Annotated in this window: 13 protein-coding genes and 1 pseudogene; 10 read left to right on the forward strand and 4 right to left on the reverse strand. The window is 69.2% G+C overall.

Annotated features, from left to right (window positions below):
- Positions 1–9: 9 nt before the first annotated feature.
- The 3 genes from ADBZ9K_RS22935 to ADBZ9K_RS22945 all read left to right on the forward strand — a co-directional run bounded on the left by ADBZ9K_RS22935 (position 10) and on the right by ADBZ9K_RS22945 (position 3,070).
- The gene (locus ADBZ9K_RS22935; RefSeq protein ID WP_526624566.1) at positions 10–1,797 is read left to right on the forward strand and encodes an ABC transporter substrate-binding protein/permease; all 1,788 of its coding nucleotides are present in this window, start codon (positions 10–12) and stop codon (positions 1,795–1,797) included.
- Positions 1,797–2,543 carry an amino acid ABC transporter ATP-binding protein gene (locus ADBZ9K_RS22940; RefSeq protein WP_526624567.1) on the forward strand — a complete coding sequence of 249 codons (747 nt, stop codon included), beginning with the start codon at positions 1,797–1,799 and terminating at the stop codon, positions 2,541–2,543. Before ADBZ9K_RS22935 ends, ADBZ9K_RS22940 begins: the two co-directional genes overlap by 1 nt.
- Before the next feature lie 68 nt (positions 2,544–2,611).
- Positions 2,612–3,070, forward strand: coding sequence for a MarR family winged helix-turn-helix transcriptional regulator (locus ADBZ9K_RS22945; RefSeq protein WP_526624568.1), 459 nt, complete (start codon positions 2,612–2,614; stop codon positions 3,068–3,070).
- On the opposite strand, the gene ggh is transcribed toward ADBZ9K_RS22945, so the two are convergent.
- The gene (gene ggh, locus ADBZ9K_RS22950) at positions 3,071–4,411 is read right to left on the reverse strand and encodes a glucosylglycerate hydrolase (RefSeq protein ID WP_526624569.1); all 1,341 of its coding nucleotides are present in this window, start codon (positions 4,409–4,411) and stop codon (positions 3,071–3,073) included.
- Between the two features lie 77 nt (positions 4,412–4,488).
- Here ggh and ADBZ9K_RS22955 point away from each other — a divergent pair, with 77 nt between their 5' ends.
- Complete coding sequence (locus tag ADBZ9K_RS22955; protein WP_526625590.1) at positions 4,489–5,154, forward strand: SDR family oxidoreductase; 666 nt, start codon at positions 4,489–4,491, stop codon at positions 5,152–5,154.
- A 58-nt stretch (positions 5,155–5,212) separates the two neighbouring features.
- Here the strand turns inward: ADBZ9K_RS22955 and leuS are convergent, their stop codons facing one another.
- Positions 5,213–8,086, reverse strand: coding sequence for a leucine--tRNA ligase (gene leuS / locus ADBZ9K_RS22960; RefSeq protein WP_526624570.1), 2,874 nt, complete (start codon positions 8,084–8,086; stop codon positions 5,213–5,215).
- Positions 8,087–8,351: 265 nt separating this feature from the next.
- Between leuS and ADBZ9K_RS22965 the strand changes: the two genes are divergently transcribed.
- The 3 genes from ADBZ9K_RS22965 to ADBZ9K_RS22975 are packed head-to-tail and all read left to right on the forward strand — an operon-like array spanning position 8,352 to position 10,616.
- A complete protein-coding gene (locus ADBZ9K_RS22965; protein WP_526624571.1) occupies positions 8,352–9,269 on the forward strand; it encodes an LpqN/LpqT family lipoprotein in 918 nt (305 codons plus the stop codon).
- Between the two features lie 23 nt (positions 9,270–9,292).
- Positions 9,293–9,631, forward strand: a complete 339-nt coding sequence (locus tag ADBZ9K_RS22970) for a hypothetical protein (RefSeq protein WP_526624572.1) — start codon at positions 9,293–9,295, stop codon at positions 9,629–9,631.
- 16 nt (positions 9,632–9,647) lie between these two features.
- Positions 9,648–10,616: a bile acid:sodium symporter family protein gene (locus tag ADBZ9K_RS22975; protein ID WP_526624573.1), complete on the forward strand. Its 969-nt coding sequence runs from the start codon at positions 9,648–9,650 to the stop codon at positions 10,614–10,616.
- Here the strand turns inward: ADBZ9K_RS22975 and ADBZ9K_RS22980 are convergent.
- Positions 10,613–11,218, reverse strand: a complete 606-nt coding sequence (locus tag ADBZ9K_RS22980; protein ID WP_526624574.1) for a YqgE/AlgH family protein — start codon at positions 11,216–11,218, stop codon at positions 10,613–10,615. The genes ADBZ9K_RS22975 and ADBZ9K_RS22980 overlap by 4 nt on opposite strands.
- A gap of 72 nt (positions 11,219–11,290) precedes the next feature.
- On the opposite strand from ADBZ9K_RS22980, the gene ADBZ9K_RS22985 reads away from it, so the two are divergent.
- The 3 genes and pseudogenes from ADBZ9K_RS22985 (at position 11,291) to ADBZ9K_RS22995 (ending at position 13,358) form a co-directional block, all read left to right on the forward strand.
- Positions 11,291–12,574: an MFS transporter gene (locus ADBZ9K_RS22985; RefSeq protein WP_526624575.1), complete on the forward strand. Its 1,284-nt coding sequence runs from the start codon at positions 11,291–11,293 to the stop codon at positions 12,572–12,574.
- Between the two features lie 9 nt (positions 12,575–12,583).
- A pseudogene (locus ADBZ9K_RS22990) lies at positions 12,584–13,105 on the forward strand (maleylpyruvate isomerase family mycothiol-dependent enzyme); the annotation flags it as partial.
- 43 nt (positions 13,106–13,148) lie between these two features.
- Positions 13,149–13,358 (forward strand): hypothetical protein, encoded by a 210-nt coding sequence (locus tag ADBZ9K_RS22995; protein ID WP_526625591.1) that lies wholly within the window; start codon positions 13,149–13,151, stop codon positions 13,356–13,358.
- A 12-nt stretch (positions 13,359–13,370) separates the two neighbouring features.
- Here ADBZ9K_RS22995 and ADBZ9K_RS23000 read toward each other — a convergent pair whose 3' ends face one another.
- Positions 13,371–13,886: a pullulanase gene (locus ADBZ9K_RS23000; RefSeq protein WP_526624576.1), complete on the reverse strand. Its 516-nt coding sequence runs from the start codon at positions 13,884–13,886 to the stop codon at positions 13,371–13,373.
- Positions 13,887–13,891 lie beyond the last annotated feature (5 nt).

Raw genomic sequence — 13,891 nt, forward strand, 5'->3', positions numbered from 1 at the left:
ACCTTGCTAATGGTGACCCCTGACTCGGGCCGGGCGCCCGTACGCCTGGTTGCGGCGCTGGCCAGTCTGTTGATGGTCGCCGGGCTGATGGCGGCCGCACCCGCCGGCGCCGACCAGTGCGCACCGCCCGGCGTCGACTCGGCCAGCGCGCTACCCACCAACCTCGCGGCCGCCGCCAAGGGACCCGGGGAAGACAAATACACCACCGCTGGCACCGAACCGTTGACCGCAGTGAACCGGGACGCGCTCGGGCTCATCACCCCCGGAACCTTGACCGTCGGCACGCTGTCCGATGCGCCGCCGAGCATCTGCATCAACGCTGCCGGCCAGTTCACCGGATTCGACAACGAGCTGCTGCGAGCGATCGCCGACAAGCTGGGCTTGAAGGTCACTTTCGTCGGCACCGAGTTCTCCGGGCTGCTCGCGCAGGTCGCCGCGCGGCGGTTCGACGTCGGCTCGTCCTCGATCACCACCACCGACGCCCGCCGACGCACGGTCGGCTTCACCAACGGCTATGACTTCGGCTACTTCTCACTGGTCGTCCCGTCCGGCTCGCCGATCACCGGATTCGACAAGCTCGGTCCCGGACAGCGCATCGGCGTCGTGCAGGGCACCGTCCAGGAGGCCTACGTCGTCGACACTCTGCACCTACAACCGGTGAAATTCCCCGACTACAACACCGTCTACGCCAGCCTCAAAACCAACCAGATCGACGCGTGGGTGGCACCGTCGCAGCAGGCGCAGGGCACCGTACGGCCCGGCGATGCGGCGCAGATCATCGAAAACACTTTCAGTCTGGACAATTTCGTCGCCTACGCGGTAGCCAAGGAGAACCGGCCGCTCATCGACGCGCTCAACGCCGGCCTAGACGCGGTCATCGCCGACGGCACGTGGTCGCGGTTGTACTCCGACTGGGTGCCGCGGGCGCTGCCGCCGGGCTGGAAACCCGGGTCCAAGGCTGCCCCGGTACCGCAGCTGCCCGACTTCACTGCGATCGCCGCCGCCAAGCCCACACCCGCCGAGACCGCGCAGGCACCGAAATCGGTACTGACCCAGCTTCGGGAGTCCTTCCTGGACTGGCAGCTCTACAAGCAAGCCATCCCCGACCTGCTCACCACCGGGCTGCCCAACACACTGTTGTTGACGCTCAGCGCCAGCGTCATCGGCCTGCTGCTGGGCATGGTCCTGGCGGTGGCCGGCATCTCGGGGTCACGCTGGCTGCGCTGGCCGGCCCGGGTCTACACCGACATCTTCCGGGGCCTGCCGGAGGTGGTGATCATCCTGCTGATCGGCTTGGGCGTCGGTCCGGTCGTCGGTGGACTCACCGGAAACAACCCGTACCCGCTTGGCGTGGCCGCGCTGGGCCTGATGGCGGCGGCCTATATCGGTGAGATTTTCCGATCCGGCATCCAGAGCGTCGATGCCGGGCAGCTGGAAGCCTCCCGCGCGCTGGGCTTCAGCTACTCCTCGTCGATGCGGCTGGTCGTCGTGCCCCAGGGCGTGCGACGTGTGCTGCCCGCGCTGGTGAATCAGTTCATCTCGCTGTTGAAAGCCTCGTCGCTGGTGTACTTCCTGGGCCTGGTGGCCAGCCAGCGCGAGCTCTTCCAGGTGGGCCGCGACCTCAACGCGCAGACCGGAAACCTGTCCCCGCTGGTGGCCGCCGGTCTGTTCTATCTGCTGCTGACCGTCCCGCTGACCCACCTGGTGAACTACATCGATGCGCGGCTACGCCGCGGGCGGCCCCCCGCCGACGAGGACCCGCTGGACCCGAGCACCACGAGCCAGGAGATGGTGTGATGACGCTGGCCTCCCGGCCCGAACCGGTTTCCCTGGCCGCCAACGGTATTCACCTGTCGTTCGGCCACAACGCGGTACTGCGCGGGGTGGACATCGACGTCCCCGCCGGCAGCACCGCCGTCGTCATCGGCCCGTCGGGATCGGGCAAGTCCACCCTGCTGCGCACACTGAACCGGCTCTACGAACCCGACCGCGGGGACATTCTGCTCGACGGCCGGTCGGTGCTGCACGATGACCCCGACCAGCTGCGCCAGCGCATCGGCATGGTGTTCCAGCACTTCAACCTGTTCCCGCACCGCAGCGTCCTCGACAACGTCGCCCTGGCCCCGCGCAAGCTCAAGCGGTTGTCGGCCGACGAGTCCCGCGAGCTGGCGTTGGCCCAGCTCGAGCGGGTCGGCCTGCGGCACAAGGCCGACGTGCGGCCGGCCACCCTATCCGGTGGCCAGCAGCAGCGGGTCGCGATCGCCCGGGCGCTGGCGATGGCGCCGCAGGTGATGTTCTTCGACGAAGCCACCTCGGCGCTGGACCCGGAGCTGGTCAAGGGCATCCTGGCGCTGATCGCCGAGTTGGGGGCGGACGGGATGACGATGGTCGTCGTGACACACGAGATGGGCTTCGCCCGCTCCACCGCGGATTCGGTGGTCTTCATGGATCACGGCGTGGTCATCGAGTCCGGGCCGCCGGGCCAGATCTTCGACGCCGCCGAGACCGAGCGGCTGCGGCGGTTCCTTTCCCAGGTCCTCTGATACGCCGCGCCAAGCAATACCGCCCAACGTAGTGGTTGACAGGCACGGACAGGTTAGACTAGCGAACTATGATTGAGGCCGAACCGCAGGTCACCGACCTGTCCGGGGACCTGCACCGGGTCCTCTCCAAGTTGTTTTCGGTCCTGCGCCGCAGCGATACCAAGCCCGGCACGCCCGGCGGCGACCTGACGCTGGCCCAACTGTCGATTCTGTTGACCCTCCTGGATCAAGGCCCGATCCGGATGACCGAGTTGGCCGCCCGCGAGCGGGTGCGGACCCCGACCACCACCGTCGCCATCCGTCGGCTGGAGAAGCTCGGCCTGGTCAAGCGTTCCCGCGACCCCTCGGATCTGCGCGCCGTCCTCGTCGAAGTCACTCCGCAGGGCTTGGTGCAGCACCGCGAGGCGCTGGCCGCGCGACGTGCACATCTGACCGCCATGCTGTCCAAGCTCACCGATGAGGAGCGCGAGACCGTGGCCAAGGCCCTCGGACCACTGGAACGCCTGGTCGAACAGGCTGAGGGTTAGTCAGCCAAGCCAGTCCAGGACCGCGGCCGCGGTCCAGGACTGTTGCATGCTGCCCAGCGCCTCGCCGGTGAAGGGTTCGTAGTACTCGGCGAAGGTGCCATCGCTGGCCTGCCGAAGGCCTTCCCGGCGGAGCAACAGCGAGCGTTCCGACCATCCTCGCCGAGCGAACGCCCAGGAGAACAGCCAGGTCAGCACCGGCCATACCGGGCCGCGCCAGTACTCGCGTGGGCGGAAGTCCCGCGACACCGGTGATGTCGAGGGGATGAGGGCGAACTTCAGGTCGGGGTGCCCGCAGAACCGCGGGCCCTCCAGGATCCGCAGCAGCGCGCGCTCGCGCTCGTGCGGCAGGCCACCACTGAGCAGCGGGGCGAACTGCGCCGCGGTCTCGGTGGCAATCCACTTGCCGGATCGAACATCGAAATCTCTTGCAGCTCCGGTTCTTTCATCGGTGGTTTCGACGACGCCGGCACGGAACCGGTCGGCCCACGAGTACAGGTCCCGCACGTCGGCGTTGGGCCGCTTGTAGTCCTCACCGATATTGGCGAGCACATCGCAGGCCACCGAGAAAATGGCCGAGACGAACACGTCCTCGACGGCGAAGCTCATCACCTTCGGCAGCAGGTCGTCGTCGTAGCGAACCGATTTCATCTCCTCCAGCAGCCACAGGTAGCGGTCGTACTCGACGTCGGACGGTCGCTGGCTGGCGTCGGTGACGATATGGTTGTCCTCGCGCTGATACTCGGGCACAGTGCCGGGAATCACGTTGGCGTAGGCCGGATCCCAGCGCGGGGAGTTGTCCATACCGGACTCCCAGCCGTGATACAGGGTGATGCGGCCGCGTTCGTTCTGATCCCGGGCCTCGGCCAGCCATCGATGCCAGCGCACCAGATCCGGCCAGCGCCGATCCAGGAACGACTCGGCCACCGCCCGGGTCGAGCGGCCTCTGGTACGGGCCCGGTCCAGGATGCGCTGCACGGCGATCGCGTGCACCGGAGGCTGGGTAATTCCCGAGGTGTGCCGGTTGCGCGGGGCGTTGGCCGCCAGCGCGGAGGTCGCCCAGCGGGCCGGTCCTGGGAAGTAGCCGTCGACCCCGTTGGCGAACACAATGTGCGGGATCATGCCGTTGCTCCACTGCGCCGACAGCAGGGTGTCGAGTTCGACGACGGCACGTTCGACGCTCAGCGGGGCCAGGCCGACCGCCACGAACGCGGCATCCCAGCTCCACATGTGCGGGTACAGCAGCGGCGCCGCCGAGGTCATCACACCCAAGTCGTTGCCGCGCAGGAGGTAGGCCGCGCGTGCGGCCAGCTGCGTTGGTCCGAAGCTCGGGTCGAATGCCACGCGTTCATTCTGCGACGCGCGGGGGCGAAACGCAGATCGGTAGGGTGACCACCATGCAGGAGCGCAGCGATCCGGGGGTGCGGACCGCACTGATCACCGGGGCCGGTGGCGGCATCGGCTCGGCGATCGCCGAGGCGTTGGCCCCCACCCACACCCTGCTGCTGGCCGGGCGCCCGTCGAAACGGCTCGATGCCGTCGCCACCCGGCTCGGGGCCACCACCTGGCCGCTGGACCTGACCGACGCCGAGTCCATCGAGGCCGCCGCCGAGCCGCTGGCCGAGCTGGACGTGCTGGTCCACAACGCCGGAGTGGCCTATCCGGGCCGTTTCGACGAGTCGATTCCCGAGCAGTGGCGGGCCAGTTTCGAGGTCAATGTGACCGGCGCCGTCGCCCTCACCCTGGCGCTGCTGCCGGCCCTGCGGGCGGCCCGCGGGCACGTCGTGTTCATCAACTCCGGCGCCGGCCTGAACGTCTCACCGGGGCTGGCGGCGTACTCGGCGAGCAAGTTCGCCCAGCGGGCATTCGCCGACTCGCTACGCGCCGACGAGCCGGATCTGCGGGTGACCAGTGTGCACCCCGGCCGCGTCGACACCGAGATGCAGCGCGATCTGGTCGCCTACGAGGGCGGTGAGTACGACCCGGCGAAATTCCTCACCGCCGAGACCGTGGCGCGGATCGTCGCCGACGTGATCGCCACGCCGCCGGACGCGCACACCCACCAGGTTGTCGTCCGACCCCGCTGACGGGCGTGGTTTCGGCGCGGTTTCCGTCGCTGTGCGACGGTTTGCGCGCCGAAATCCCTTAGACGACGAGGTTCACCAGCCGGCCCGGCACCACGATGACCTTCTTCGGGGTGGCCCCGGCCAGGAACGCCTGCACCTTCTCCTCGGCCAGCGCGGCCGCTTCCAGGCTGGCCTTGTCGGCGTCGGCGGCCACGGTGATGCGCCCGCGGACCTTACCGTTGACCTGCACCGGGTACTCGACGGTGTCGGTCACCAGATACTGCTCATCGGCCACCGGGAACGGCCCGCGCGCCAATGACTCGGCGTGACCGAGCCGCTGCCAGAGCTCCTCGGCCAGATGCGGGGCCAGCGGAGCCACCATCAGCACCAGCGGCTCGAGTGCCGCCCGGGCGGCGATGCCCTCTTTGGTGAGGTGGTTGGTGTACTCGATCAGCTTGGCGGCCGCGGTGTTGTTGCGCAGACCCGCATAGTCGTCGGACACCCCGGCGATGGTCCGGTGCAACAACCGCACGGTCTCCTCGTCGAGCGCCTCGTGCTCGGAAACCCTTACCTCGCCCGTGTTTTCGTCGACGACCAGACGCCACACGCGCTGCAGGAACCGATGTGCGCCGACGACGTCCTTGGTCGCCCACGGCCGAGACGCCTCCAGCGGCCCCATCGACATCTCGTACACCCGAAGCGTGTCGGCACCGTAGCCGTCGCAGATCTCGTCCGGGGAGATCGAGTTCTTCAGACTCTTCCCGATCTTGCCGAACTCCTGGAACACCTCGATCTCACCGTCGGCACCGGGCAGGAAGAACTTGCCGTCGCGCTCGATGACCTCGGCCGCCGGCACGTACGCGCCGCGCGAGTCGGTGTAGGCGAACGCCTGGATGTAGCCCTGGTTCACCAGCCGGCGGTACGGCTCGCGCGAGGTCACGTATCCCAGGTCGTAGAGCACCTTGTGCCAGAACCGCGAATACAGCAGGTGCAGCACCGCGTGCTCGACACCGCCGACGTAGAGGTCCACCCCGCCGGGGTCGGCCGGGCCATGCTCGGCCGGGCGCGGCCCCATCCAGTAGGCCTCATTCTCCTTGGCGCAGAACGCTTCGGAGTTGTGCGGGTCGGCGTAGCGCAGTTCGTACCAGGAACTGCCGGCCCACTGCGGCATCACGTTGGTGTCGCGGGAGTACGCCTTGAGGCCGTCACCCAGGTCCAGTTCGACGTGCACCCAGTCGGTGACCTTGTTCAGCGGCGGCGACGGCTCGCTGGCGGCGTCGTCGGGGTCGAACATCACCGGCGAGTAGTCGGCGATGTCGGGCAGTTCCACCGGCAGCGCCGATTCGGGCAGCGGGTGGGCGCGGCCGTCGGCGTCGTAGACCACCGGGAACGGTTCGCCCCAGTACCGCTGGCGCGCGAAAAGCCAGTCGCGCAGCTTGTATTCGATCCGGGTGCGGCCCCGGCCAGCTGCCTCCAGACGGGCGGTGATCGCCGTCTTGGCGTCCTCGACCGTGAGCCCGTCCAGGTAGTCGGAGTTCACCAGGGCACCGTCCCCGGTGTAGGCGGCGGCCGAGACGTCCCCGCCGGAGATCACTTCGGTGATCGGCAGACCGAACTCGGCAGCGAACTCCCAGTCGCGCTGGTCATGACCGGGGACGGCCATGATCGCGCCGGTGCCGTAGCCGACCAGCACGTAGTCGGCGATGAAGATCGGAACCTGCTGCCCGTTGGCCGGATTCGTTGCGTAGGTGCCGAGGAAAACGCCGGTCTTGGTCTTGTTCTCCTGACGCTCCAGGTCGGATTTCGCGGCGATCGAACGCCGGTAGGCCGCCACTGCCTCGGCCGGGGTCGGTGCCCCGCCGGTCCACCGCGGATCCACACCGTCGGGCCACTGCCCGGCGACCAGGGTGTCGACGAGTTCATGCTCGGGCGCCAGCACCAGATAGGAGGCTCCGAATAGGGTGTCCGGCCGGGTGGTGAACACCTCGATGTCGCTGCCGTCGGCGTCGAACAGGACCGAGGCCCCCGTCGAACGGCCGATCCAGTTGCGTTGCATGGCCTTGACCTTCTCCGGCCAATCCAGCACGTCGAGGTCCTCGAGGAGCCGGTCCGAGTAGGCCGTGATCCGCATCATCCACTGCCGCAACCGCTTCCGGAATACCGGGAAATTGCCGCGCTCACTGCGGCCGTCGCCGGTGACCTCCTCGTTGGCCAGCACGGTGCCGAGCCCGGGACACCAGTTCACCAGCGAATCGGCCAGATACACCAGCCGGTAGCCGTCGACGACGTCGGAGCGCTCCCCTGCCGACAGCTGCGACCAATCCCGGCCGTCGTCAAGAATCCTTGCACCACTGTCGAATTCGCCGATCAATTCCGCGATGGGACGGGCCTTGTTCAGTGCGGTGTCGAACCACGCGTTGTAGATCTTCAGGAAGATCCACTGGGTCCACTTGTAGAAGTCGACATCGGTGGTCGAGAAGCTGCGCCGCTGATCGTGGCCCAGTCCCAGCCGGCCCAGCTGGCGCCGGAAGTTGACGATATTGGCCTCGGTACGCACCCGGGGGTGAGTGCCGGTCTGGATCGCATACTGCTCGGCGGGCAGACCGAAGGCGTCGAAGCCCAAGGCGTGCAGAACATTGCGGCCTGTCATCCGGAAGTACCGCGCGTAGACGTCGGTGGCGATGTAACCGAGCGGATGGCCGACGTGCAACCCCTCCCCCGACGGGTACGGGAACATGTCCTGGACGAACATCTTGTCCTCGGGAACCGCCGATCCGTCGGCCGGCGCCAGCGAACCGACCGGGTTGGGCACGTTGAACGTCCCCCACGCCTGCCAGTTGTCCTGCCAGGTCCGCTCGATCCGCCCCGCGAGTTCGGCGGTGTAGCGGGACCGCGGCAGGTCGGCGTCGGATTCAGCGTTGCCCTGCGCTGCGGCGGTCGGCGATTCGGTCACGCAGACAGGGTATAAGGGCCGCTCGCGGCCGCGCCCACCCGTTTGCCCGCAGCCGGCGCGCGCTGTGACGCCCAGGCCCCTGCGGACCGAGGTGTGACCCCCGTCGCAGCCCTCAGACACGGCTCGATCTCGGTTGCGTTGCAGTGCGGTCAGGGGTTGGTCCCAGCTCTGTTCCAGCCCTACCCGCGGGCCGCGAGGGGCGGTTACAGTCGGCCCCTGGCAAGGGGTCTCACCTGGCCCAACCGTGTTGAGAAGGACTACTGCGATGATCACGAATGCCCGTAACTGGCGGGTAGTCATAGGTGGTGTGGCCGCTGGTACGGCGGCTGTGCTGGGGTTTGCCGGCGCCAGCGCGTCCGCTGAGCCGGTCCTTCCCGTCCCACCGGCGCCGGCCACCGTCACCCAGACCGTCACCGTCGCCCCCCAGGCAGCGTCCGCGGTGGCCGCTCCGGCCACCGCCGATCCGGCGACCGGCCAGGTGCCCGCCGCGCTGGCCACCCCGACTGCGCTGGCGGTGACACCCGAAACGCTGGTTCCCGCCGAGTCCGGCACCCTCGCCGAGTACTTCAAGGACAAGGGCGTCACGATGGAGCCGCAGAAGGCGGCCGGCTTCACCGCACTCAACATCGTGCTGCCGATGCCGCGCGGCTGGAGCCTGGTCCCCGATCCCAACGTCCCCGACGCCTTCACGGTCATCGCCGACCGCCTCGGCGGCGACGGGCTGTACACCTCCAACGCCCAGCTCAAGGTGTTCAAACTGGTCGGCCAGTTCGACCCCAAGGAAGCCGTCACCCACGGCTACGTCGATAGCCAGCAGTTGTTCAACTGGCAGTCCACCGACGCCTCGCTGGCCGACTTCGGCGGATTCCCGTCGTCGATCATCGAAGGCACCTACCGCGAGAACGACATGACGCTGAACACCAGTCGCCGGCATGTCATCGCCCAGTCCGGAGCCGATCGCTACCTAGTGTCGCTATACGTGACCACCGCGGCCAACCAGGTCGTCGCCACCGCCGATGCCACCGACGCCATCGTGAACGGTTTCCGGGTCACGTCGCCGACGGCGCCTGCGCCGAGCCCAGCGGCCGCGGCACCGCTGTCCGACGCGGCCGCTGCCCTGCCGGGCGCCGCCCCGGCTGCGGTTCCGGCCGTCGTTCCCGCGGAGCCCGCTCCGCAACGCTGAGCCGGGGCTCGTATTCTGGCCCCATGTTCATCGCCGGCGTGGTGTGCCTGGGCCTGGCCGTACTGATCGGCGGCTCGGGCGGGTGGACCCTGACCCGGCCGGCCGGCCCGGATGTCACCGGGCAGGTGTTGCGTGCGGTCGCCCCGACCCAGCTGGCGGCGGCCGTGATGCTGGCCGCCGGCGGGTTCGTCGCCCTGGTCGCGCCACCGCGAATCGGGTTGTTGGTGCTGGTGGTGTGCGTGCTCGGCGCCGTCGGAACGGTGGCCGCCGGCTCCTGGCAGGCCGCCCGCTACGCCGCCCGCCGGCAAGCCGAAGCCAGCTGCGTGGGCAGCTGTGCCAGTTGCTCGCTGTCCTGCAAGTGAGCCGCACGACGACCTGATGAAGCTGTCGCGGCTTCCCGTCGATACCTTCCTGCTCCTGCTCGTCGCTGTCGTTGTCCTGGCCAGCCTGCTGCCGGCACGCGGCGTTGCCGCCGACGTGCTCGCGGTGGCAACCAAGGTCGTCATCGCGCTGCTGTTCGCCCTCTACGGCGCCCGGCTCTCGCCGCAGCAGGCCTGGCTCGGCGTGCGGCAGTGGAAACTGCACCTGCTCGTGCTTGCCACCACGTTCGTGGTGTTCCCGTTGCTGGGCCTGGCCGCCAGGGTGCTGGTGCCCTCGGTGCTCACCGCCGACCTCTACGTCGGCCTGTTGTTCCTGTGTCTGGTGCCCTCGACGGTGCAATCCTCGATCGCGTTCACCTCGATCGCGCGGGGCCACGTATCGGCGGCGATCGTCAGTGCGTCGCTGTCCAACATTCTCGGAGTGCTGATCACCCCGCTGCTGGTGGTGGCCCTGATGCCGGTCGGTGGGGCGCCACGGGTCGACGGGTCGGCGGTGCTGGACATCGTGGCGCAGTTGCTGGTGCCGTTCGCCGTCGGGCAGGTGCTGCGCCCCCGGCTGGGGCCGTGGGTGGCCCGGCACGTGATGCTGACCCGGGCCGTGGACCGCGGGTCGATCCTGCTGATCGTTTACGCCGCGTTCTCGATGGGGATGACCGCGCACATCTGGAGCAGTGTGCAGCCGTGGCGGGTAGCCGCGGTCGCGGCGGTCAGCGCCGTGTTGCTGGCCGTCGTGCTGGCCATGACCGCCGTCACCGGCCGGCTGGCCCACCTGGCCCGTGGCGACGCGATCGTGCTGCTGTTCTGTGGGTCGAAGAAGAGCCTCGCCTCCGGGCTACCAATGGCGGTGGTGTTGTTCCCGCACGCCGCAGCGGGCCTAATCATGTTGCCGCTGATGCTGTTTCACCAGATCCAGCTGTTCGCCTGTGCGGTGATCGCCAGCCGGCTGGGGCGCTCCGCACCCGCCTAGTTGCGGCTGACATCGATCGGGTGGGTGGCCAGCAACGACAGCGGCAGCGGCTGACGGCGCAGCACCCGCGCCCACAGATCCACCCGGGGCTCCACCAGAACGTCGGAAGGCAACGCCGACAACACAATCCAGTCGTCGCGCTCGATTTCGCCCTCCAGCTGTCCGATGGTCCAGCCCGAGTAGCCGGCGAAGATCCGGACCCCCTCGACGGCGGGCGCGATGGCGTCGGGATCGGCGTCCAGGTCGATCATCACCATGCGGCCCGCGATGTGGCGCAGGCCGGGCATGCCCTGCGGATCGGTTCCCACCCGCAGCGTGCCCAGGCACAGCGCGGCGTCGCGTTTGACCGGTCCACCGATGAACATCGTCTTCGGCTTGGTCGCCAGTTTGGCCCACTGCGGCAACACGTTGTAGACCGCGGTCTCACTGGGACGGTTGAGGACCACTCCCAGCGTGCCGCCGTCGTTGTGCTCCACGACGTAGATCACGCTGCGCCGAAACGTCGGCTCCAACAGGTCGGTGTTGGCCAGTAACAGCGTCCCCGCCCGCACCCGGTTCGCCGCGGGTGCGACGAAGTCTTCGGGATCCTCCGGCTGCGCCACCTCTCCATCATGGCATCACCGGGGCGTCGCTGTGGTGAACGGGCGGGTCTGGATATTTGTACTGTTGGTCGAATGGTCGACGCCCGCGCATCCCGTTCGCTATGGCGTTCGGTGCGCAGCCTGCCCGACTTCTGGCGCTTGCTGGAGCTTCGGACGGCCAGCCAGTTCGGCGACGGGTTGTTCCAGGCCGGACTGGCCGGTGGCCTGTTGTTCAACCCGGAACGGGCCGCCGACCCGTGGGCGATCGCCGGGGCATTCGCTGTGCTGTTCCTGCCGTATTCCCTCGTGGGTCCGTTCGCCGGGGCGTTGCTGGACCGCTGGGATCGCCGCGCGGTGCTGGTCGGGGCCAACCTGGCCCGGCTGGTGCTGGTGATCGCTGTCGGGGTGCAGCTGGCGGTCGGCGCCAGCGATCTGGCCGTGCTCTGCGGCGCGCTGATCGTCAACGGATTCAGCCGGTTCGTGACCTCCGGGCTGTCGGCGGCACTGCCGCACGTCGTGCGGCGCGAGCAGGTCGTGACGATGAACTCGGTCGCCACCGCGACCGGGGCCACCGCCACCTTCCTGGGCGCCAACTTCATGCTGTTGCCGCGCTGGCTGTTCGGTTCCGGTGACGCCGGCGCGGCCACCGTCATCTTGCTGGTGGCCATCCCGGTCGGCACCGCACTCGTGTTGTCCCTGCGGTTTCCCCGACACGAGCTGGGCCCCGACGACACCGCCCGGGCCGTGCACGGTTCGGCGTTCTACGCCGTCGCCACCGGCTGGCTCTACGGCGCCCGCACCGTGGCGGGAACCCCCTCGGTGGCGGCCACACTGTCGGGGCTGGCCGCCCACCGCATGGTGTTCGGGATCAACTCGCTGCTGGTGCTGGTGATCGTGCGGCATACCGACACCGCCGCCGTCGTCGGGCTGGGCAGCGCCATCGTGTTCGTCGCCGCCACCGGCAGCGGCGCGTTCCTGGCCACCCTGCTCGCGCCCTGGGCAATCCAGCGGTGGGGCCGCTACGCGACGGCCAACGGCGCACTGGTGTGCGCCGCGGTGGTCCAGCTGGCCGGTGCCACCCTGCAATTGGCGGTAATGGTGGCCTGCGGGTTCCTGCTTGGTCTGGCCGGCCAGATGGTCAAGCTGTGCGCCGACACCGCCATGCAGATCGACGTCGACGACGCGTTGCGCGGCCACGTGTTCGCGGTACAGGACTCGCTGTTCTGGGTGTCGTTCATCGCCGCGACCACCGTGGCGGCGGCCGTGATGCCGGTCAACGGGCACGCCCCCGGTCTCGCACTGGCCGGCTCGGCCATCTACCTGGCCGGGTTGGCGCTGCACGCGATAGTGGGCCGGCGGCGGGTGATCGAAATCTAGAGTTGGCCCATGACCACAGCCGACACGATCATCGACGACCTGAGTGCGGAAAGCGACGCCCTGGACGCCTTGGTCGGGCCGCTGGACCCGGCGGGCTGGGCCCAGCCCACCCCGGCCACCGGCTGGAGCATCGCTCACCAGATCGCCCACCTGCTGTGGACCGATCAGGTGTCGTTGACGTCCATCACCGACGAGGCGGCCTTCGCCGAACTGCTCACCGCCGCGGCGGCCGACCCATTCGGCTTCGTCGACAAAGCCGCCGAGGACCTCGCGGTCACCCCACCCGACCAGCTGCTGGCCCGGTGGCGGCGGACCCGGACCGATCTGCACACCGCGCTGCGCACCGTCGCCGACGGCCGCAAGCTGCTGTGGTTCGGCCCGCCGATGAGCGCGGCGTCGATGGCGACTGCGCGGCTGATGGAGACCTGGGCGCACGGCCTGGACGTGGCCGACGCCCTCGGCGCGGCCGCCACGCCGTCGGCCCGGCTGAAATCCATCGCACACCTGGGGGGTGCGCACTCGCGACTTCGCGTTCACCGTCCACGGCCTGACCCCGCCGGCCGAGCCGTTCCGGGTGGAACTCGATGCCCCCGACGGCGGCCGCTGGACATGGGGCCCCGAAGACGCCACCCAGCGGGTCACCGGATCCGCGCTGGATTTCTGTTACCTGGTCACCCAGCGCAGGCCGCGCGCCGAACTCGATGTGCACGCGCAGGGAGCCGACGCCGACCGGTGGCTGGGGATCGCCCAGGCCTTCGCCGGCCCACCCGGACCGGGCCGGTGAACCGCCCGGGGCCTACGGCGCACTGACCTCGTCGGCGGTGCCGTCCCCGTCGGCGTCGGCCAGCTGCACATCCCACCGGCCGTCCCCGTCGGTGTCGACGTAGCCGATGTCGAACCCGCCGTCCGGCCCGGAGCTCAGCGCACGGTCGGCGAGTCCGTCGCGGTCGATGTCCAGCAGCCGGTCGGACCGGCCGTCGGCGTCGACGTCGGCCGGGCCGGGCGTGGAGTGCTCGACCCCGTCGAGCCCGAACCACCGCAGCGGTCCACCCGGCCCCGCTGCCGTCAGAGCCCAGGTCCCCGACCCGTCGTCGGTGTAGACGCTTTCGGCGGTGCCATCGTCGTCGAGGTCCAGTGCGGCGTGATCGGCCAGACCGTCGCCGTCCAGATCGGCCAGTGAGTCGTCGAAGACCCCGTCACCGTCGATATCGAGCCGCACCGCGTCGAGTTCGCCGTCGCCGTCGAGATCCAGCTCGGGGCGACCGCTGAACATCGCCGCCGTCCCGTCGCCGGGTCCCAGGCAATAGTCCACACCTG

The sequence above is a fragment of the Mycobacterium sp. genome (assembly GCF_965229265.1).
Lineage (GTDB): Bacteria > Actinomycetota > Actinomycetes > Mycobacteriales > Mycobacteriaceae > Mycobacterium.

Excerpts from the sequence above, each read along its gene's own strand:
- ADBZ9K_RS22935 (WP_526624566.1), top strand. The coding sequence starts at position 10 with ATGGTGACCCCTGACTCGGGCCGGGCGCCCGTACGCCTGGTTGCGGCG.
- ADBZ9K_RS22940 (WP_526624567.1), top strand. The coding sequence starts at position 1,797 with ATGACGCTGGCCTCCCGGCCCGAACCGGTTTCCCTGGCCGCCAACGGT.
- ADBZ9K_RS22945 (WP_526624568.1), top strand. The coding sequence starts at position 2,612 with ATGATTGAGGCCGAACCGCAGGTCACCGACCTGTCCGGGGACCTGCAC.
- ADBZ9K_RS22985 (WP_526624575.1), top strand. The coding sequence starts at position 11,291 with ATGGTCGACGCCCGCGCATCCCGTTCGCTATGGCGTTCGGTGCGCAGC.
- ADBZ9K_RS22975 (WP_526624573.1), top strand. The coding sequence starts at position 9,648 with ATGAAGCTGTCGCGGCTTCCCGTCGATACCTTCCTGCTCCTGCTCGTC.
- ADBZ9K_RS22970 (WP_526624572.1), top strand. The coding sequence starts at position 9,293 with ATGTTCATCGCCGGCGTGGTGTGCCTGGGCCTGGCCGTACTGATCGGC.
- ADBZ9K_RS22965 (WP_526624571.1), top strand. The coding sequence starts at position 8,352 with ATGATCACGAATGCCCGTAACTGGCGGGTAGTCATAGGTGGTGTGGCC.